The sequence below is a fragment of the Rhizobium leguminosarum bv. trifolii WSM2297 genome (genome assembly GCF_000271845.1).
Window position 1 is genome coordinate 1,873,971 of the sequence record NZ_JH719393.1, and the last position, 18,770, is coordinate 1,892,740.

Below are 18,770 nucleotides of genomic sequence, written 5' to 3' on the forward strand. Positions count from 1 at the left end.
TCAAATCACGGATCACGATGTCGGCCGATTCCCCCGCAACTCGATGGAAATCACATGTCGATTCAATCTACGAGCGCTTCCGCCAGAAAGCTGGCGTTCATCCATACAGTTTCAGGCCTTGTTTCCGAATTCGGGGCCCTCGCTACAGAACATTTGCCCGACTGGAAGCCGTTCGCGATCCTCGACGAGAGCCTACTGAGAAGCACCATTGAGCGCGGATCGCTATCCCATCTGACGAAACGAAGGCTCGCTACCTACGTATGGTCGGCAGTCGACGCCGGGGCAGATGCGATTGTCGTCACATGCTCAACGCTTGGACCGGCGGTCGATGCAATTGCACCGCTTTGCCCTGTGCCGCTGTTCCGTATTGACGAAGGCATGGCCAAAGCCGCTGTCGAGCATGGTAACCGCATCGGCGTCCTGGCGACATTATCCACGACACTGGTGCCGACGGTGGATCTGCTGAAGCGCCAGGCATGCGAGGCGGGCAAAAATGTAGTGATCGACGAGGTGCTTGTTCAGGGAGCGTTTCAATTCCTCCCCGACGGGAACGTCGAAGCGCATGACGCGCAAATCCGCCAAGCGCTTGAAGAGCTGTCGCAGAAGGTCGATGTGATCGTTTTTGCGCAGGCTTCGATGGCTCGTGCAGTAAAGGGCATGGACCACAGTCTTCCAGTTCTAACAAGCCCGGTCCTTGGGATCGAAAACGTGAAACGGCGTTTGGGGCAGCGAAAGGACCAGGTGCGGTCGAGGGCAACATGACACCTCGACCGGTCAGGGTCGACGACGCTTGATCACCATTGGGAAGCTCTCCGAACGAACCCCGTCAGGAGCCCACGGCCATCCGCAGGATGCTGGCAGGCGAAGTCCTGCGGCCGTCGGCAGTTTGAAAGTGGGAAATTCTTTCGTTCAATAGTTCCACCTGCTGCCGAAGCCGGTGAATTTCCGCGGTGTTTTCCTCCACCATGGCGGCATTGTGCTGGGTGATGTGCTCGACGTCGCGAACGGCGTTGTTCACCTCGTCGATGCCCTTGTACTGCGTTGTCGTGGCGGACGAGATGACCTGCACCAGCCCGTTGATCGAGGTGAAGTGCTCCATGATCGCCGAAAGCGCCTCACCGGTCTCCTCGACGAGCTTGACGCCCGTGCCGACCTGCGATGCGCTGTTGGAGATCAGCTCCTTGATCTCGCGGGCAGCCTTGGCGCAACGCTGGGCAAGCTCGCGAACCTCCTGAGCAACCACGGCAAAACCTCTGCCGGCCTCCCCTGCGCGCGCCGCTTCCACGCCCGCATTGAGGGCAAGAAGATTGGTCTGGAAGGCGATCTCGTCGATCACACCGATGATGCTGCTGACCTTTTCGGACGATCGGTTGATGGCGCCCATGGCGTCGACGGCCTTGGCGACGACGGCTGCGGAATGCTCGGCCTGGCGGTGCGCTTCGGCGACCGAACGCGACGTCTGGTTCGCATTTTCGGCCGTCGTCCGCACGCTGGCTGTGAGTTCGCCGAGCACGCGCGAACTGTCTTCGAGAGCCGCAGCCTGCTGCTCCGTTCGGCGAGCCAGGTCGTCGGCCGCGCCCGAAAGATTGGTGCTGCCCTCGGCGATCTCGTAGGTCGTGTTGCGAACCTCGGCGAGCGTCAGGCGCAACGCGTCGATGGCGTGATTGTAGGTGCGTGCCATCGCGACATAATCTGCCGCCAGATCCTCGCTCATCTCTGCAGCGAGATTGCCGCTGGCGAGCTTGCCGAGCATGTCGGACAGCGCGTTCAAAGCCTCGCTCTGTTCCGCCTCGATGCGCGCCTGCTCGGCCGCGCGGCGGGCCTGCTCCCGTTCGTCCCGCGCCCTGTTTGTTTCGGCAAGCTCTTCCAGCCTGGTCTTCTCCAGCGCCTGGTCGCGGAAGACGGTCACCGATCGGATCATGTCGCCGATCTCGTCGCCGCGCTTGCCGTCGCCGATGGATATGTTCAGATCGCCGTCGGCAAGTCTCATCATCGTCTGGGTGATCCGCTTCAGCGGTGCGCGCAGGGTTTCGATCAGCATGAGACCGCCGATGATCGCAAGCACCGTGCCCGCAATCATTGCCGCAAGCGACATCGTCGCCGAACGCTGGCTGATTTCCTTGCCGCTCTCCTGCGCCGTGCTGACGAACTGTTCGAGCGTGTGGCTTGCGTCGGCCACAAGTGCGGTCGCCGCCTCCTTGTCCGCGCGCCACTGGTCGGCGATCGATATCAGAAGCGAACTGTCCTTTTCGATCGAGGCCAGCGACGGCTCGATCTTCTTGGCAAGATCCTGCAAGGCGGCGTTTTTTCCGCTCAAGGGTACGAGCTGGCCAGCGCTTTCGCGCAGCGCCTTGAGATCCGCGAGAACGGCATCCCGCGCCTCGGCGTCGACCCGCCTGTTCAATTCGCTTAAGTGCAGGCGCAGATCGTCAATCGATTTGAACGCGGTATTGACGATCGCCACCATCGAGCGAAACGTTGATATGCTTGCATCCATGCCGACGAAACGCTCGATCGCAGTATCCGCATTCCCTGAGGCAAGCTTCCCAAACTTCTCCTCGAAGCCCTGCAGGTCCTGGTCGACAGGCGCGTAGCCGTCGAGCGTCAGGTTGGCGCTGTCCTTCGCCATCGCGGCGAGCTTGTCCAATACCGGCTTCAGCGCGGCAATCTGGGTCTGGGCCTTGTCGGAGGCGAGTGCGGCGCTCCCGCCGACCTCCTTGACGAGCGGCGGCAGGAGACTGCCGAGAGCGCCGGCGATATCGGCGGGGGCAGTTGCCTGCGCCGTTGCCTTGCGCAACTTTGCAACGCGCTGCGCGAGATTCTTGTAGACGGAGGCATCGAGGAGCAACGCCCGGACGAAGGCCTCTTTTCCGTTCGCCTGATCCTGGAGAACGTCGAGCTGCTTGCGGGCGGTCTGGCTTTCCTTGAACAACTGGGTCACGGCATCGTCGATTGCCTGTTCGGTATTGGCGCGCTCCTGCGACACAGCCCAAAGCGTATCGGCGCCGCTCTGCATCTTAGCCCCGAGTTCGCGCACCACGGCGATCTGCTGTTTTTGGGCGGGATCGATCAGCATCGCGTCGAGCGTTGCGGCACCTTTCTCCTGATCGGAGATGCTGGCAACCAGCCGATCGCGCGTGGTAGCCGCCGGAAGATCGGTAAAGGCCGTCAGCGAAGAGCGCAGTTGCTGGAAACTGGAAAGGGCGTCGATCGTCTGCCGCGTCAGTGTCATCTGGCCTTTGAGCGTACCGGCGGTGAAATAGCCGAAAAGCCCGATGCCGGCGATGAGGACGATCAGCGGCACCACGAAAAAGAGCACCTTCGTCACGATCCGCATACGCTGCAGCAGTCGATCAATCAACGCCATAAGAACCCCGCCCCCCAGGAATGGTCACGCCTGATGGCGCGACGATAGCTGCAACTGCTAAAAAAATGGTCAATGGTGTCGAGTTCATTCAGAGCCATCGGAACCGTGACCGAGACACCGCATTTTCTGGATTCTCAGGTCTGCTGACAAAGGTCGCTATTTACTCAGCATCACGCCCGGCCTTGTACCGAGGATCTGCCGCCTTGTCGGTCGGTCGCAAATGCTCGAGACAAGCCCGAGCATGACGAAAAGAAGTTGGCAGCCTGGGTCATTGGCCCGGAGGGATCGTATCTTTGGCCTCGGCCTATCAATTAGCCGATCGCCATGAGGCTCGCATTGCCGCCGGCAGCCGCGGTGTTGATCGATGTCGACACCTCCTCCAGCAGCCAGTTCAGGCAATAGGCCTCGGGATCGCTCGCCAATTCTTCGCTCGTCGCGGCCTGGACCAGGAGAAGCGGACCCGGCAGAGCAGCAATCTTTCGATTGACGATCAGGACCCTGTCGCGATCCCCTTCGACCAGTGCGCCCGAGAATGGCCCGTCCTTTTCCCAATCCGACGTCCAGGAAACCCGGCTGGCAACAGCCGCCGGGAGATCCGCCAGGACTGATTTCGGCAGGGAGCCGGCGTCGACAACGACGTGGTTGCCCGTCGACAGTGCTGCGGCGATCTGGCGATAGAGCCCACTTTCGGTCTGCGGCACGGCAAGAATGCGGCCGCGGGGATGGAGCGCGTAGAGATTGAGTTCTCCGACGGGACCAACCAGTTCCCGTTCGAGCCCAAGCGCCGAACGGCTCGCATATCCGCGCGCCGCTTCCCCTTCGCCCGGCAAGCCCTTCTTGTCGAGCCAGACGATATAGTCGCGAAGGGCAAGATCGGTATGAACGGAATCCTGCTGCGGTGGCACCGGTGCGCGCTGCACCAGCCGGCCGATATAGAGCGGACCGCCGGCCTTCGGGCCGGTGCCCGACAGGCCGCGGCCACCGAAAGGCTGCACGCCGACGACGGCGCCGATGATGTTACGGTTGACGTAGAGGTTGCCGGCCTTGATGCGGCTCGTCACATGCGCGATCGTTTCGTCAAGCCGGGTGTGAAGCCCGAAGGTGAGGCCGTAGCCCGATGCGTTGATATCGTCGATCAGGCGATCGAGCCCGTTTCGCTTGAAGCGGACGACATGCAGGACCGGGCCGAAGATCTCCCGCGTCAGATCAGACAGGGCCTTGATCTCGATGATCGTCGGCGGGACGAAGGTGCCGGCTGTCGCAGTTTCGGGCAGCGGCAGTTGATCGACCTTGCGGCCCATACCGCGCATCTGCTCGATATGCTGGTCGATCTCCGCCTTGGCGCCGTCGTTGATGACGGGGCCGACATCGATGCTCAGCCGGTCGGTGCGGCCGATCGTCAGCTCGCGGAAGGCGCCCTTCAGCATGTTGAGGGTCCGGTCGGCGACATCGTCCTGCAGGCAGAGAACGCGGAGCGCCGAGCATCGCTGGCCGGCGCTGTCGAAAGCCGAGGCAATGACGTCGGCCACCACTTGTTCGGCCAAAGCCGAGGAGTCGACGATCATGCCGTTCTGGCCGCCGGTTTCGGCAATCAGCGGGATCGGCTTGCCGGTCGAAGACAGCCGTTCGGCGAGCTGCGCCTGGATCATCCGGGCAACTTCGGTCGAGCCGGTAAACATCACGCCGGCCGTTTCCGCGGCGCCCACCATGCCGGCGCCGAGGCGGCCGCTGCCAGGCACGAACTGCAGGGCGCCCACAGGCACGCCCGCCTCGTGGAGGATCTTGACACTCTCCGAGGCGATGATCGGCGTCACGCCGGCAGGCTTGGCAAGCACAGGATTGCCGGCCACGAGTGCTGCAGCAACCTGCCCGGTGAAGATCGCCAGCGGGAAATTCCACGGGCTGATGCAGACGATCGGGCCGAGCGGCGCATGCGACGGCCCGAGGGTCTTGCGCGCCTGTTCGGCGTAATAACGCAGGAAGTCGATTGCCTCACGCACCTCGCCGACGGCATTGGCGGCGGATTTGCCGGCCTCGCGCATGATGATGCCCATCAACGTCTTGATGCGGGCCTGCATGATGTCGCCCGCCCGCTCCAGGCAAGCCGCGCGCTCGGCCGGCGGTACGGCCGCCCATTGTGGCGCATATTCGGCCGCCATTGCAACGACGCGGGCGGCGTCCTCGACCTTCAGCTCGGTGACCGTGCCGACGACATCGCGGTGATCGGCGGGATTGAGGACGTCCCGTGTCACCCCATCCGTGGAGCCATCGGCAAGGATGGGAAGCGCATGCCACGGGTTGGCAGCTGAAGCGGCGAGCACCTGCGCCAGATCGGAGAGGGTCGCCTCGTTTGAGAGATCGAGACCATCGGAATTGGCGCGGGCGCTGCCATAAAGCGCCTTCGGCGCGGCGATCTGCGCGTGCGGGGCGCCGACCACCGGCATGGCGGCGACCGTTTCGGCGGGATCGGCGATCAGCGCCTCGACCGAGACGTTCGGATCGGAGATGCGGTGCACGAAGGAGGAATTGGCGCCGTTTTCCAGGAGACGCCGCACCAGATAGGCAAGCAGCGTCTCATGTGTCCCCACAGGCGCATAGATGCGGCAGGGCCGGTCAAGCTTTTCCTTGCCGACGACTTCGTCATAGAGCGGTTCGCCCATGCCGTGCAGGCACTGGAACTCGTATTTGCCGACGGCGAAATCGGGGCCGGCGAGATGATAGATCGTCGCCAGCGTCTGCGCGTTGTGGCTGGCAAACTGCGGGAAGACGGCATCGGGGGCGGCAAGCAGCTTGCGGGCGCAGGCGATGTAGGCGACGTCGGTATAGATCTTGCGGGTATAGACCGGATAGTCGTCGAGACCGTCGAGCTGGGCGCGTTTGATCTCCGCATCCCAATAGGCGCCCTTGACCAGACGCAGCATGATCCGGCGCCCGGACCGACGGGCGAGATCGATGATATAATCGAGCACGAAGGGGCAGCGCTTGCCATAGGCCTGGACGACGAAGCCCAGCCCGTTCCAGCCGGCGAGATCCGGGGCAAAGCAGAGTTCCTCGAGCAGATCGAGCGAAAGCTCCAGCCGGTCGGCCTCTTCAGCGTCGATGTTGAGGCCGATGTCATAAGACTTTGCGAGCGCGGCCAGCGCCTTGACCTTCGGCAGCAGCTCGCCGATCACCCGGCCGGCCTGTGCCCTCACATAGCGGGGATGCAGGGCCGAAAGCTTGATCGAAATGCCAGGGCCGTCATAGATGCCGCGTCCGTTCGACGCCTTGCCGATGGCATGGATCGCCTTCTCATAGTCCTTGAAATAACGTTCAGCGTCGGCGGCGGTCGTCGCGGCCTCGCCCAGCATGTCGTAGGAATAGCGGAAGCCGCGCGCTTCGAGCGGCCGGGCGCGTTTCAGCGCCTCTTCGATGGTTTCGCCGGTGACGAATTGCTCGCCCATCATGCGCATCGCCATATCGACGCCGCGGCGAATGACCGGCTCGCCGGCGCGCGCGATCAGCCGTGTCAGCGCCGCCGACAGGCTGCGGTCGTTGACCGTCGACGTCAGCTTGCCGGTGACAACGAGACCCCAGGTGGCGGCGTTGACAAACATGGATTTGCCGCCGCCGATATGCGAGGTCCAGTTTCCCTCGGAGATCTTGTCGCGGATCAGCGCATCGCGGGTATCGGTATCGGGAATGCGCAGCAGCGCTTCGGCAAGGCACATGAGCGCCACGCCCTCCTGGCTGGAGAGCGAATATTCCTGCACCAGCCCCTCGACGCCGGTGCCCTTGTGCTTGGCGCGCAGCGCCTCGATCAGCGTGCGGGCCGTGCTGCGAATGTCATAGCGCTTCGCCTCGGAGACGCGTGCGGCAGCCACGAGCGGCGGCAGGCATTCGGTTTCCGGACGGCGATAGGCCGCCGTGATCGCCTGGCGAAGCTCGGATTGCGGCCGGATCGGCGGGGCAAAGCCGGCGAACGGCGCCCTATCGGCGGGATCATTGGAGGATGCGGGGTCGATCGCTGCGTTCAACATGGGAGTTCCTGATCAATCAATGTTTCGTCTAACGGATAAATGGAACACCGGGCTCATCGTCCCAGTGCGCATCATCGATAAAAGCGGGGCCGGAATATTCCGTCTCGCGAAGCGGGCGCGCATCCGGCTTGTCGCGCTTCAGGGTGAATGCCGCTGCAACCGCTCTGATCGCCACCGGCCGGTAGTGAACGAGCAGGTCGGGTTTCTGATCGTCATCCGATTTTTTCTCGTGCATCCATGATCCCCATTGGTGCGGCGTCGATACCGATTTCGGCAATGCGCCAGGCGCTCACGCCTTCCTCCCGCTATCGACGCATAATCTATCATAGCCGTAAATTGCGATCTCACTTGATTTTAGCGCTTTTCAAGCTGTATGAACTTAATAAGCGATCACTGAGAGTTCAGATGGCCACAGAAATCGACGTCTTTAGTGAATTAGACCAGTTCGACAGGAAGATTCTCGCGGCGCTCGCCGAGGACGGCAGGCTGTCGATCACCGATCTCGCGGCGCGCGTGGGGCTTTCGAAGACACCCTGCCAGATCCGCTTCAAGCGGCTGATCAGCGACGGATACATCGAAGGCTTCAAGGCCGTGCTCAATCCTGCGAAAATGCAGCTCGACCATATCGCTTTCGTCGAGGTGAAGCTCTCCGACACCCGTGAGGCTGCGCTGAAAAGCTTCAACGACGCCATCAAGAAGATCAAGGAAGTCGAAGAGTGCCACATGATCGCCGGCCGGTTCGACTATCTCCTGAAGATTCGCACCCGCGATATCGGCCGCTATCGCCGCGTTCTCGGCGAGCGCATCTCGACACTGCCGCACGTTGCCAACACGTCGACGAACGTCGCGATGGAGACGATCAAGGAAGGCTGGGACAAGTTCGGTTCGAGCCTTTCGTGATTATATGACCCTGGCGGATACAACTACTTTCTCGCATGAAGCCCCGACCTGCGTTTGGGCCTACCTATGCCGGTAGCGAAAGGCTTCGACAAATGCAGAGAAAGCCGGCGATGGATGGCGCCGGCTGGGGTAATAGAGGCGATAGCCTTGAAAGGTCGGAGCCCAGTCCGCCAGCACTTCCTGCAACTGGCCGCTGTCGAGGTATGGCCGGACGAGATCCTTCGGCGCATAGGCGAGGCCGATGCCGTCAAGGGCGGCATTGATCGCCGGTCCTATATGGCTCATCGTCAGCTGGCCCTCGACCCGGACACTAAAGTCGCGACCGTCCCTTTCGAACTCCCAGGCGTAGAGCCCGCCCGAAGTCGGAAGCCGAAGGTTGACGCAATTGTGGTCCGTCAGGTCTTGCGGGGTCGAAGGCGCGGCGCGGCGCGCAAGATACTGCGGTGATCCGACGACGGCATAGGTGACGTCGGGGCCGATGCGAACAGCCACCATGTCGCGGGCAATCGCTTCTCCAAGCCGGACGCCGGCGTCGAACTGGCGTTCGACGATATTTGTGAATCCATTGTCGACGAAGAGTTCCACGGCAATCTCAGGGTAATCGCTCAGAAATGCCGGCAGTCGCGGACGGAACACCAGGTCGACGGCGTCGTCGGGACAGACGATCCGGACTTCCCCTGAGGGCCTGCCACGCAGTGCGCTGATTGCACTGATTCCGGCGGCAATGCTCTCGAAATGCGGTTGAATGCTTTCCACGAGGCGCGCGCCAGCCGCCGTCGGGGCGACATCGCGTGTCGTCCGCGACAGAAGACGGACGCCGAGCCGCTCTTCAAGCGCGCCGATCGTGTGGCTGAGCGCCGATCGCGTCACACCCAGCTTCGATGCGGCGCGCGTGAAACTCCGTTCCCGAGCCACTTCCAGGAAAGCCCGCATTTCGGTGAACTCGTCCCGCCGCATTGTTGAATCTCCTTCATCACGACATTCAGATTATAGCTCCTAGTCGCGCAAAACCAGCGCGGTTATTTATCTCCGCAACGGACAGGAGAGCATGGATGACCATTGAGCTGACATTGGATGAGGCGCCGACGATTGAAGGCGCAGCAACCCCGTGGGCGGCGGTGACCTGTCTCTCGCTTCTTACCTTTCTTCTCGTGGGGCTGGAGTTCCTGCCTGTCAGCCTTCTGATCCCGATCGCTGCGGAGCTCTCGGTGTCTGAGGGCCAGGCCGGGATGGCGATCACCGTGTCGGGCGTCTTTGCGGTTGTCACCAGCCTTTTCGGCAATGCTTTCCTGGCGAAGATCGACCGGAAGACTGTCGTCCTGCTCTATACGGTGGTTCTGGTTGCTTCGAGCCTGGCGGTTGCCCTTGCGCCGAACTTCCTCGTCTTTCTCGTCGGACGGGCTCTGGTCGGCATGTCGATCGGCGGCTTCTGGTCGCTGTCGACGGCTATTCTGTCACGCCTGGCCTCCAGCCATGACCTGCCCAAGGCTATCGCCCTGCTGCAGGGCGGCACCGCATTCGCGCTCGTCCTTGCCGCACCGCTCGGCAGCTTCCTCGGCGGGCTGATCGGATGGCGCGGTGCCTTCCTGGTCACCGTGCCGATCGGAATGGCCGCACTCGCCTGGCAACTGGTCGTCCTGCCGAGGATGCCGGCAACTGCCATCGTCTCGGCGGCCAACATCCTCGGGCTGCTGCGAAATCGCACATTCGCGGTTGGAATGGCGGCGACCGGTCTCGCCTTCATCGGCCAGAACGCACTCTCCATTTACCTTCGTCCGTTCCTCGAGGTCGTCACGGGATTGGGATTGAATACCCTGTCCATGGTGCTTCTCGGCCTTGGCGTCGGCGGCCTGGCAGGAACCTCCGTTATCGGCTTCCTCGCCCGGCGGCACCTCCTGCTCTTTCTCGTCGGATTGCCGGCTGCTCTGGCGATCCTTGCCTTGCTGCTGATCGCTCTCAGCCCGATTGCGGCGATTACCGTATCTCTGCTCGTCCTGTGGGGATTTTTCTCCACCCCTATTCCGGTCGCCTGGAACACCTGGATGGCCGCGATCGTCCCCGGCGAGCTGGAAGCGGCAGGTGGACTGCAAGTGGCGCTGATCCAACTCGCCATTGCTGGCGGCGCTTTCGCCGGCGGCGTATTGTTCGACACCACGGGATGGTGGAGCACCTTCCTTCTGGCCGCCTGCCTTCTCACCGGTTCGGCTGCCCTTGCCGCCCTAGCCGGCCGTCGTGCCTGAACCTTCCGAAGCCTCAAACCAGGAGATCGTCATGTCTGAAGGAATCACAAACAAAGTCGTCGTCATCACCGGGGCAAGCAGCGGACTTGGCGAAGCCACCGCACGTCACCTCGCCGAGCGCGGCGCCTCGGTCGTCCTCGGGGCGCGCCGCAGCGATCGCATCACCGCACTGGCTGCGGAACTGACCGGCAAAGGCTATAGGGCCAAGGCCGTCCAGACCGATGTAACGGATCGATATCAGGTCAAGAACCTCGTCGACGCGGCGGTCGATGCGTACGGTCGTATCGATGTGATGCTGAACAATGCGGGCCTGATGCCGCTCGCGCCGCTCGAACGGCTCAAAGTCGACGAATGGGATCGCATGATCGACGTGAATATAAAGGGCGTGCTCTACGGCATCGCGGCAGCGCTTCCCCATATGAAGACGCAGAAGTCTGGGCACATCATCAACGTGTCCTCGGTCTACGGCCATGTGGTCGATCCAGGTGCTGCCGTCTATTGCGCCACGAAGTTCGCCGTCCGCGCCCTCTCGGAAGGGCTGCGAGGGGAAGTGAAGCCGTATAATATTCGCACGACGATCATTTCACCCGGCGCGGTCAGCACCGAGCTCCTCGAACATATCAGCGAAAAGGACATTCAGGCGGGCACGAAGGAGTTCGTCAGCCAGATCGCCATCGGCGCCGACACCTTCGCCCGAACGGTCGCCTTCGCGGTGAACGAGCCCGACAATGTCGATATCAACGAAATCCTGTTCCGGCCTACGGCTCAGCCCGTCTGACCTGAGCGCGTTCTGGTTATCATCGTCGGCAGTCTTGCTTTCGACCGGATCACGCTGTCTGATGCCGGGCGCCAAACGACCGCTGAAGGCAGACGAATATTCGGCAGCCGAATCCGCGAATGAGGAGCAGGATGGATCACGCCAATCGTCCGCAAACATCGGCGAGCGAAGATGGGGAAGCGCGCAGGCTTCAATATCTTCCGTGGGAACGCATTGCATCCGACCTCGATCATCCCTCGCACCTCGCCCGCAAGGCGGAGCTTCGGCGGGCGTGCGGGGCTGAATTGGCCGAGACATCCTATATTGCCGAGGGTGCCGCGATCTTCACCGAAAGCCTGGCGATGGGCGAGCGGTCCTGGATCGCCGGGCACGCGCTCGTTCGAGGTGACGTGATCCTCGGCGACGACTGCAGCATCAATCCCTATGCCTGCGTGTCCGGCAAGGTGACATGCGGCAATGGGGTACGGATTGCCTCGCACGCATCGATTGTCGGCTTCAATCACGGCTTCGACGATCCTGATCGACCTATACACCGCCAGGGAGTCATCAGCCTCGGCATCGTGATCGGTGACGATGTCTGGATCGGCGCAAATTGCGTAATCCTTGATGGCGTCACGATCGGAAATGGTGCGGTGATCGCCGCCGGGGCCGTGGTCACGCAGGACATTCCCGCTTTGTCGATTGCCGGCGGCGTTCCGGCAAGGGTGCTTCGAAGCCGGGGCTCGGCGGCGAAGAAATCCGGCTCTGCAGACGTCGAAGATCAACTGGTCAGGCTTGGCCAGAAAGCCAAAGAGCAATGGCCGGATATTCTCGCACGCTGGAAAACGTCGGAATCCTATGAATCGCTGGAGGCGGACGGCGTCAGGAGACCGGCGATCCGGCATCTATGCGATGCAATCGAGATCGCCGCCGGTTTCGGCCACTTGCCGGCGGGCCTCGTTCCGTCGGAGACCGTCGCGCTTCTCCAAGGGCTTCAGGATCGCGAGACCGGCCTTTTCCCGGAAGAGCATTCCCGTGTGAATGACCGGGCGTTGAGGGAAGATCCGAAGGCACTCTACAACATCCTTTCGGTCGGCTATGCACTTGAGCTGCTTGGCTCTGGGCCACGACACCCCATCCAGGCGGTACAGCTCGGCGCTGACGAGCTGGAGCAATGGCTGAGCGCCTTGCCCTGGTCGAGCCGGGCATGGCACGCCGGCAGCGTGGTCGATGCCATCGGCACCGCCATGTACTTCAATGCCAGGCATTTCGGCATCAGAGGTCCCCGCCAGGCGCTCTTCGAGTGGCTGGGCCGCAATGCCAATACCGTCTCCGGCCTATGGGGCGAGCCGACGGCGCTGGAAGGATGGCTGCAGCCGGTGAACGGCTTTTATCGCCTGACGCGCGGCACCTACGCGCAATTCGGCCTTCCGCTTCCCCACCCGCAGGCTTCGCTCGAAACGGTTCACCTCAATTATCGCAATCACAAGGGTTTTGTTGGCGCGCAATACAATGCGTGTAACCTGCTCGATACGATCCATCCGCTGCTGCTGATTGCCCGGCAAACCGATTACAGGCGAGCCGATGGCGAGGTGATCGCCCGCAATCTCATCTCAAGAGCCTTGGGTCGATGGCGGGATGGCGAGGGCTTTCCATTCGCCGACGGCGGTGAACCGAGCCTGCAGGGAACGGAAATGTGGCTTTCCGTCGTTCATCTGGCCGCGGATTTTCTGGGTCTGTCGGATCGGTTCACCTTCGTCCCGCAAGGTGTGCACCGGACGGCAACGTCCGGGCTCGGCTTATGATCAACCGTGCAGCGATGCGGTCAGCCAGGCGGCGGCGAGGTCGCGGGCATTACTGCGCTTGGCTTTGACAGGCACTATCACGTTATAGCGATCTTCCGCGGCAAGCTCGCTTTCTTCGGCGCGCACCAGGGTTCCGTCATCGAGAAAAGTGCCGATCAGCATGCGCCATCCCAAGGCAATGCCCTGCCCGGCGCGTGCGGCGGCGATGGTCTCGGTATAATGGCTGAACCGAAGCGACGGCTTGACCTCGATATTGGCGCCGGTGAACGAAACCCATTGCGACCAGCTATACCAGGAACGATCGACAACATCCGTTTCGATGAATTCGTCCGCCGAGCCGAGCGGACCATCTCCTCGACGCCGGAGATAGTCGGGAGAGCAGACGGGGGAAATGACATCGCCGCGCGAGGCGATGACCGTTCCATCGCTGAAGGGAGGCAGGCCGTAGCGAATCGCCACGTCGACCTCCCCGCCGTCCAGCGCAATCGGGCTGTCCTGGGATATCACCCGCACCAGAATGCCAGGATTGGCGCGGCGGAATTCAGCCAGCCGCGGCAGCAACCAGAAGGAAGAGAATGCAACGGTTGCGCCGATCGTCACCACGTCCTGACTGCGCGACTGAAGCGCTTCCACACTCTCGGCGATATCGGCGAAACTCTTCGCCAGTGTCGCGCCAAGGCTGATGCACGCCGCCGTCGGCTCGATCGCGCGATGCTTGCGCACGAATAAGGCCAGGCCGAACTCCTCCTCCAGCAACGCGATCTGCCGGCTGACCGCGGCTTGGGTGACCCCGAGTTCGCTTGCTGCCAGGGTGAAGCTTTTCCTGCGCAGCACCGCCTCCAGGGTCACCAATGCGGTCAGCGACGGAAGCCGTCTTCGAAATTGCATCTCGGCCTCTTCACATGAGAAAAACTTATGCGAGCGTGATTTTTTATGCCGTTGAAAGCCCAGCACTGCAAGCGCAATCTAGGGAAACTCTCACATAAGAGGTTCTGATGCTAAACAGGCTCCCATCTTCCATTTCAGCACTGCTCGACTCCCGCTCTGAAGGTCATTCGCTTCCGGCCGGCCTCTATGTCAGAGAAGACGTTTTCGAAGCTGATATCGACGTCTTCTTCCACAAGCACTGGATTTGTGTCGGCCTCGACTGTGATGTCCCCGAACCCGGCGACGCCACGGTGATCGATATCGGCAAGACGAGCCTGATCCTGCTGCGCGACGACGACGGTGAAATTCGGGTGCTGCACAATGTCTGCCGCCATCGCGGCTCCCGTCTTCTCAACCCCGGCAACACGATCGTTTCGAAGCTCGTCTGTCCCTATCACACCTGGACCTATGAGCTGACGGGCGAGCTCAGCTACGCGCCCCATATGGGCAAGGATTTCGACAAGGACTGCCATGGTCTCAAGCCGGTTACCTTCAAATCGATCGGCGGCCTGATCTACGTCTGCCTCTCCGACAATCCGCCCGAGGACATTGCCGGCCTCGAACAGGCGATGGTCGAGCGCCTCGCGCCCTACGATATCCGCAATACCAAGATCGCGCACCAGACCGATGTCATCGAGGACGGCAACTGGAAGCTGACGATGGAGAACAATCGCGAGTGCTATCACTGCTCCGCCAACCATCCGGAACTCTGCGTCTCCTTCGTCGATCTCGACTTCGGTTTCGACCCTGAGACGCTGAGCCCGGAGGATCGCGAACAGGCCGAAGAGCATTTCAGGATGTATGAAGAGCGGACCAAGGCATGGGAAGCCGACGGCTTTCCCTCGGCTGCCGTCGAACAGCTCGCCGACTGCGCCACCAACTTCCGCACGCAGCGGCTGATCATCGCAGGCGCCGGCGAATCCCAGACCCACGACGCCACCGCCGCATCGTCTAAACTTCTCGGACAAATGACCCGCAAGGATCTCGGCGACACCCATCTCTGGGGTCATAACAGCTGGAACCACTTCATGGGCGACCATGCGGTGGTCGCAACCGTCATCCCGCTCTCGGCGGGCAAGACGCTGGTCCGTACCAAGTGGCTGGTCCACAAGGACGCCGTCGAAGGGGTCGACTACGATCTCGACAAGCTGACGGATGTCTGGGTCGCAACGACGGATCAGGACGCCGATCTCGTCGCCCGCTCTCACGCCGGCGCAACGGATCCCGCCTATCAGCCGGGCCCCTATTCCCGCTTCTCCGAGACGAACCTCGACAAGTTCGCTACCTGGTACATCGACCGGATGCGCGCTCATGGGTATTGATCTCACATCCATGCGTCTAGGTCAGAGCGCGCAGCAGGTCTGGGATCCGGAGACGGACGAGACCCTCGTCTGTCTCGACGTCCATCAGGAGACGCATGACGTGAAAAGCTTCACGTTCGCGTCGCCCGAAGGCAAGCATTTCCACTTCGATGCCGGCCAGTATTTTCTGTTCGACTTCCCGACGGGTTCGGATGGCGAGGCACGATGCTACAGCATCTCGTCGTCGCCCCATCGAAGCAACGCCTTTACGGTGACGGTCAAGCGCGTGCCCGGCGGCAGGATATCAAACTGGCTCCATGACCACATGGCGCCAGGCATGACCGTCAAGGGTCAGGGACCGCTTGGTCATTTCGTCCGGCCCAACGGCAAGAAGATCAAGCTTCTGCTACTCTCCGGAGGTTCGGGCATCACGCCCGTCATGTCGATCACGCGGGATCTGGCAGACCGCTACGAAGCGTCGGACATCGTCTTCCTGCACGCGGCGAGAACGCCTGCCGATCTGATCTTTCGCCATGACCTTTCGGGGCTCGCAGCGAGGATGAAGGGACTGCGTCTCCAGTTTCTTCCCGAGACGGTCGCCGGCGAATTATCATGGCCAGGGCTGACCGGCCGGATCTCGCCGGAATTCCTCAAGCTTGCCGTTCCCGACATCGCCGAACGCGTCGTCATGTGCTGCGGTCCCGCCCCGTTCATGGCGGCGGCGCGATCGATAACGGCTGCTCTCGGCGTCCCGGCAGAAAATTATATCGAAGAGAGCTTCGACGCCGCGGTCATCGACGAGCCAGGCCTCGAAGTCGAAGCACGGCCGACGACGAGGGCTTTCCAGGTCGAATTCTCGAAACAGAATAAGACGTTGGAAGTCCCGTCGGACCAGACCGTGCTTTCAGCGGCAAAGAAGGGCAGCGTCCGCCTGCCCTCCTCGTGCTCGAACGGGGTCTGTGGAACCTGCAAGTCGAAGCTTGTCTCCGGCTCGGTGGAGATGAACCATAATGGCGGTATCCGGCAACGCGAGATCGACGCCGGCTTTTTCCTGCCCTGCTGCTCGAAGCCGCTCAGCGATCTCGTCATCGAACGCTGAGCGACACCGCAATACTCACCGACAACAGGGATCATGCCGATGTTGCGAGACGAAAACGATTCCGTCGAGCTGACCGGCTCGGCCGTCTTCAAGGACGAGCGCAAGCAGGCCTACCTCAATCCCGATGGAGCGGACCGGCCTCTCATCAGTCCGGTGCCCCCCGCGACGCTTGACCAGGCGCGTCGCTACCGGCTGGAGCGGCTGCGCATGAAGATGCGCGAATGGGATTGCGGCGCCCTGCTGCTCTATGATCCCGTCAACATCCGCTATGCCTTCGACTCCTCGAATATGAGCATCTGGACGATGCATAATCCCTCACGTTATGCATTGATCCTGGCCGACGGCCCGGCGATCATTTTCGAATTCGAAGGCGCCGAACACGTCAATGACGGGCTGTCCGGCATCGACGAAATCCGGCCATCGAAATCCTGGATCTTCTTCACCGCGGGCAACCTCGTGGAACCCCGCCTGAAGGCCTGGGCGGACGAGATCTCCGACATCGTGAAGGGGAATGCCGCCAACAGACGCATCGCCGTCGACAGGCTCGAGCCTTCAGGCGCGTTCGAACTTACCGAACGCGGATTTACCCTTCTCGACGGCCAGGAGCTGGCCGAACGGGCGCGATCGATCAAGAGCCCCGAGGAAATCGAGCTGATGCGCTGGACGATCCGCATCTGCGAAGCCGGCATGGCGCGGATGTACGAGGTATCGGAGCCAGGCCGCACCGAGCGGGAGATCTGGGCCGAGCTGCACTTCGAAAATGCGCGTAGCGGCGGCGAGTGGCTGGAAACCAAACTGCTGACCGCGGGCACCAGAACCAATCCCTGGTATCAGGAATGTTCGGACTACGTGATCGAGCGCGGCGAGATGATCTCCTTCGACACCGATATGATCGGCCCCTACGGCTATTGCGCCGACCTCTCGCGCTCGTGGACGTGTGGACATGTGGCGATGAATTCCAAGCAGAAGGAGCTTTACGCGGCAGCCAGGGACCAGATCGAACATAATCTGTCAGTCATCAGGCCCGGCATGACGTTTCGGGAGTTCAACGAACTGTCGTGGCAAATCCCGGAGAAATATCAGCCTTATCGCTACACCCTGGCCCTGCACGGCACCGGCATGGCCGACGAATGGCCGGGGGTGCCGCTGCACCCGGATTTCGATGCCGATTTCAGCGGCATCATCGAGGAGAACATGGTGCTCAACGTCGAAAGCCTGATCGCCGAGGCCGGGTCCGAGAGCATCAAACTGGAAACCCAGGCCCTGATCACGGCCGAGGGCGCGGAGCGGCTGGACAGCTTCCCGTGGGAAGACATCTGAAGCCTGCTCAGTGCGCTCTTGAAGCCGCCGCGCGATGCTGCGACGGGGTCTGCCCGAAGGTCCGCTTGAAAGTTCGCGTGAACTGCGAGGCATTTTCGAAGCCGACGTCAAGCGCGATCTCGATCAGCGGCGCCTTCGACTGGACCAGGATCGATTTTGCCCGCTCCATGCGGACCCGATTATAGGCCTTGGCAGGAGACATTCCCGTCTTGTCGATGAAAATTCTCTCCAACTGCCGCCGTGACAGGCCAACCATCGCGGCAAGCTTCTGGATCGATATGCTGCCGTCGACGAACTGTTCCATCGTAATCATCGCCGCCTTGACGCGGGCGTCGTCATAATCGTCATACAGCGGACGGCGGGGCTGTATGTCCGCCGGCGCCCGGGCCTTTTCGATCTGAAGCACCTCAAGCGCATTTCGCTCGGCATCCCGGCTGATATATTTCCTGACCAGCAACGCCGCCATGTCGGCCGCGCTGCTGCCGCCGGCGCAGGATCCGCGCTGGCGATCGAGATTGAAGAGCCGGTCGGACCGAACGCCGAGGTCGGGAAACCGCTCGCGAAACTCCTTGTAATGCAGCCAGCTCACGCAGGACTCGTGCCGCTTCATCAGGTCCGCGGCCGCAAGAATGAACGACCCGGTGCAGACGCCGATCAACGGCACCTTCTTGGCATCCGCCTGCTTGAGAAAGGTGATGGTCTGCTGGTCGACGGGGTTTTCCACCGTCAGAAGCCCACCAACGACGACGATGTAGTCGAATTTCAACGGATCGACGAAATCGGAGGTCGGAGCAACCTGGACGCCGCAGCTCGAGGTGATCAGATGCCGCGTGCTGCCGATCACCTGCCAGTCGGCAAGCACCCTTCCGGACCGATCCTGCTCATCACTGGCAAGCCGCAGCGTGTCGATGAAGAGTGCGAAGGCCGACAGCGTAAACGACCGCGACAGCACGAACCCCACCTTGAGCCGGGCACCGGATTTCGCGGCGCCGTCTCCCTGCCGATGCTGCTCCGGTCGCATAGTCATCTCCTTGC

The 18,770-nt window shown here is 61.9% G+C and carries 14 protein-coding genes; 8 read left to right on the forward strand and 6 right to left on the reverse strand.

Going from position 1 to position 18,770, the window contains the following annotated elements; all coding sequences use genetic code 11:
* Positions 1 to 54 precede the first annotated feature (54 nt).
* Positions 55 to 762 carry an aspartate/glutamate racemase family protein gene (locus tag RLEG4DRAFT_RS63030; RefSeq protein ID WP_003575789.1) on the forward strand — a complete coding sequence of 236 codons (708 nt, stop codon included), beginning with the start codon at positions 55 to 57 and terminating at the stop codon, positions 760 to 762.
* A gap of 64 nt (positions 763 to 826) precedes the next feature.
* Here the strand turns inward: RLEG4DRAFT_RS63030 and RLEG4DRAFT_RS63035 are convergent, their stop codons facing one another.
* From RLEG4DRAFT_RS63035 to RLEG4DRAFT_RS63045, 3 genes are all read right to left on the reverse strand, one after another.
* Complete coding sequence (locus RLEG4DRAFT_RS63035; RefSeq protein ID WP_003575786.1) at positions 827 to 3,367, reverse strand: methyl-accepting chemotaxis protein; 2,541 nt, start codon at positions 3,365 to 3,367, stop codon at positions 827 to 829.
* Between the two features lie 311 nt (positions 3,368 to 3,678).
* Entirely contained in the window at positions 3,679 to 7,386 is a 3,708-nt protein-coding gene (gene putA / locus RLEG4DRAFT_RS63040) for a trifunctional transcriptional regulator/proline dehydrogenase/L-glutamate gamma-semialdehyde dehydrogenase (protein WP_003575784.1), read from the reverse strand.
* A 28-nt stretch (positions 7,387 to 7,414) separates the two neighbouring features.
* Complete coding sequence (locus tag RLEG4DRAFT_RS63045) at positions 7,415 to 7,621, reverse strand: hypothetical protein (protein ID WP_003575782.1); 207 nt, start codon at positions 7,619 to 7,621, stop codon at positions 7,415 to 7,417.
* Between the two features lie 170 nt (positions 7,622 to 7,791).
* Between RLEG4DRAFT_RS63045 and RLEG4DRAFT_RS63050 the strand changes: the two genes are divergently transcribed.
* Positions 7,792 to 8,286, forward strand: a complete 495-nt coding sequence (locus RLEG4DRAFT_RS63050; RefSeq protein ID WP_003575779.1) for an Lrp/AsnC family transcriptional regulator — start codon at positions 7,792 to 7,794, stop codon at positions 8,284 to 8,286.
* Positions 8,287 to 8,346: 60 nt separating this feature from the next.
* Here RLEG4DRAFT_RS63050 and RLEG4DRAFT_RS63055 read toward each other — a convergent pair whose 3' ends face one another.
* Positions 8,347 to 9,243 carry a LysR family transcriptional regulator gene (locus tag RLEG4DRAFT_RS63055; protein ID WP_003575777.1) on the reverse strand — a complete coding sequence of 299 codons (897 nt, stop codon included), beginning with the start codon at positions 9,241 to 9,243 and terminating at the stop codon, positions 8,347 to 8,349.
* A gap of 95 nt (positions 9,244 to 9,338) precedes the next feature.
* Here RLEG4DRAFT_RS63055 and RLEG4DRAFT_RS63060 point away from each other — a divergent pair, with 95 nt between their 5' ends.
* The 3 genes from RLEG4DRAFT_RS63060 (at position 9,339) to RLEG4DRAFT_RS63070 (ending at position 13,088) form a co-directional block, all read left to right on the forward strand.
* Complete coding sequence (locus RLEG4DRAFT_RS63060; RefSeq protein WP_003575775.1) at positions 9,339 to 10,526, forward strand: MFS transporter; 1,188 nt, start codon at positions 9,339 to 9,341, stop codon at positions 10,524 to 10,526.
* 31 nt (positions 10,527 to 10,557) lie between these two features.
* Positions 10,558 to 11,304 (forward strand): SDR family oxidoreductase, encoded by a 747-nt coding sequence (locus RLEG4DRAFT_RS63065; RefSeq protein WP_003575774.1) that lies wholly within the window; start codon positions 10,558 to 10,560, stop codon positions 11,302 to 11,304.
* A 131-nt stretch (positions 11,305 to 11,435) separates the two neighbouring features.
* Positions 11,436 to 13,088, forward strand: coding sequence for an acyltransferase (locus tag RLEG4DRAFT_RS63070; RefSeq protein ID WP_003575771.1), 1,653 nt, complete (start codon positions 11,436 to 11,438; stop codon positions 13,086 to 13,088).
* On the opposite strand, the gene RLEG4DRAFT_RS63075 is transcribed toward RLEG4DRAFT_RS63070, so the two are convergent.
* The gene (locus tag RLEG4DRAFT_RS63075; protein WP_003575769.1) at positions 13,089 to 13,976 is read right to left on the reverse strand and encodes a LysR substrate-binding domain-containing protein; all 888 of its coding nucleotides are present in this window, start codon (positions 13,974 to 13,976) and stop codon (positions 13,089 to 13,091) included.
* 107 nt (positions 13,977 to 14,083) lie between these two features.
* Between RLEG4DRAFT_RS63075 and RLEG4DRAFT_RS63080 the strand changes: the two genes are divergently transcribed.
* From RLEG4DRAFT_RS63080 to RLEG4DRAFT_RS63090, 3 genes are read left to right on the forward strand one after another with little or no spacing between them, the layout of a single operon-like run.
* Entirely contained in the window at positions 14,084 to 15,337 is a 1,254-nt protein-coding gene (locus RLEG4DRAFT_RS63080; RefSeq protein ID WP_003575767.1) for an aromatic ring-hydroxylating oxygenase subunit alpha, read from the forward strand.
* Entirely contained in the window at positions 15,327 to 16,415 is a 1,089-nt protein-coding gene (locus RLEG4DRAFT_RS63085) for a hybrid-cluster NAD(P)-dependent oxidoreductase (protein ID WP_003575765.1), read from the forward strand. Before RLEG4DRAFT_RS63080 ends, RLEG4DRAFT_RS63085 begins: the two co-directional genes overlap by 11 nt.
* Positions 16,416 to 16,454: 39 nt before the next feature.
* Positions 16,455 to 17,735, forward strand: a complete 1,281-nt coding sequence (locus tag RLEG4DRAFT_RS63090; protein WP_003575763.1) for a M24 family metallopeptidase — start codon at positions 16,455 to 16,457, stop codon at positions 17,733 to 17,735.
* A gap of 7 nt (positions 17,736 to 17,742) precedes the next feature.
* Here RLEG4DRAFT_RS63090 and RLEG4DRAFT_RS63095 read toward each other — a convergent pair whose 3' ends face one another.
* Complete coding sequence (locus tag RLEG4DRAFT_RS63095; protein ID WP_003575760.1) at positions 17,743 to 18,756, reverse strand: GlxA family transcriptional regulator; 1,014 nt, start codon at positions 18,754 to 18,756, stop codon at positions 17,743 to 17,745.
* Between the last annotated feature and the right edge of the window lie 14 nt (positions 18,757 to 18,770).

What these genes read in the sequence shown, in the direction of transcription:
- RLEG4DRAFT_RS63030 (WP_003575789.1), top strand. Translation starts at nt 55, where the DNA reads ATGTCGATTCAATCTACGAGCGCTTCCGCCAGAAAGCTGGCGTTCATC.
- RLEG4DRAFT_RS63035 (WP_003575786.1), bottom strand. Translation starts at nt 3,367, where the DNA reads ATGGCGTTGATTGATCGACTGCTGCAGCGTATGCGGATCGTGACGAAG.
- putA (WP_003575784.1), bottom strand. Translation starts at nt 7,386, where the DNA reads ATGTTGAACGCAGCGATCGACCCCGCATCCTCCAATGATCCCGCCGAT.
- RLEG4DRAFT_RS63045 (WP_003575782.1), bottom strand. Translation starts at nt 7,621, where the DNA reads ATGCACGAGAAAAAATCGGATGACGATCAGAAACCCGACCTGCTCGTT.
- RLEG4DRAFT_RS63050 (WP_003575779.1), top strand. Translation starts at nt 7,792, where the DNA reads ATGGCCACAGAAATCGACGTCTTTAGTGAATTAGACCAGTTCGACAGG.
- RLEG4DRAFT_RS63055 (WP_003575777.1), bottom strand. Translation starts at nt 9,243, where the DNA reads ATGCGGCGGGACGAGTTCACCGAAATGCGGGCTTTCCTGGAAGTGGCT.
- RLEG4DRAFT_RS63060 (WP_003575775.1), top strand. Translation starts at nt 9,339, where the DNA reads ATGACCATTGAGCTGACATTGGATGAGGCGCCGACGATTGAAGGCGCA.
- RLEG4DRAFT_RS63065 (WP_003575774.1), top strand. Translation starts at nt 10,558, where the DNA reads ATGTCTGAAGGAATCACAAACAAAGTCGTCGTCATCACCGGGGCAAGC.
- RLEG4DRAFT_RS63070 (WP_003575771.1), top strand. Translation starts at nt 11,436, where the DNA reads ATGGATCACGCCAATCGTCCGCAAACATCGGCGAGCGAAGATGGGGAA.
- RLEG4DRAFT_RS63075 (WP_003575769.1), bottom strand. Translation starts at nt 13,976, where the DNA reads ATGCAATTTCGAAGACGGCTTCCGTCGCTGACCGCATTGGTGACCCTG.
- RLEG4DRAFT_RS63080 (WP_003575767.1), top strand. Translation starts at nt 14,084, where the DNA reads ATGCTAAACAGGCTCCCATCTTCCATTTCAGCACTGCTCGACTCCCGC.
- RLEG4DRAFT_RS63085 (WP_003575765.1), top strand. Translation starts at nt 15,327, where the DNA reads ATGGGTATTGATCTCACATCCATGCGTCTAGGTCAGAGCGCGCAGCAG.
- RLEG4DRAFT_RS63090 (WP_003575763.1), top strand. Translation starts at nt 16,455, where the DNA reads ATGTTGCGAGACGAAAACGATTCCGTCGAGCTGACCGGCTCGGCCGTC.
- RLEG4DRAFT_RS63095 (WP_003575760.1), bottom strand. Translation starts at nt 18,756, where the DNA reads ATGCGACCGGAGCAGCATCGGCAGGGAGACGGCGCCGCGAAATCCGGT.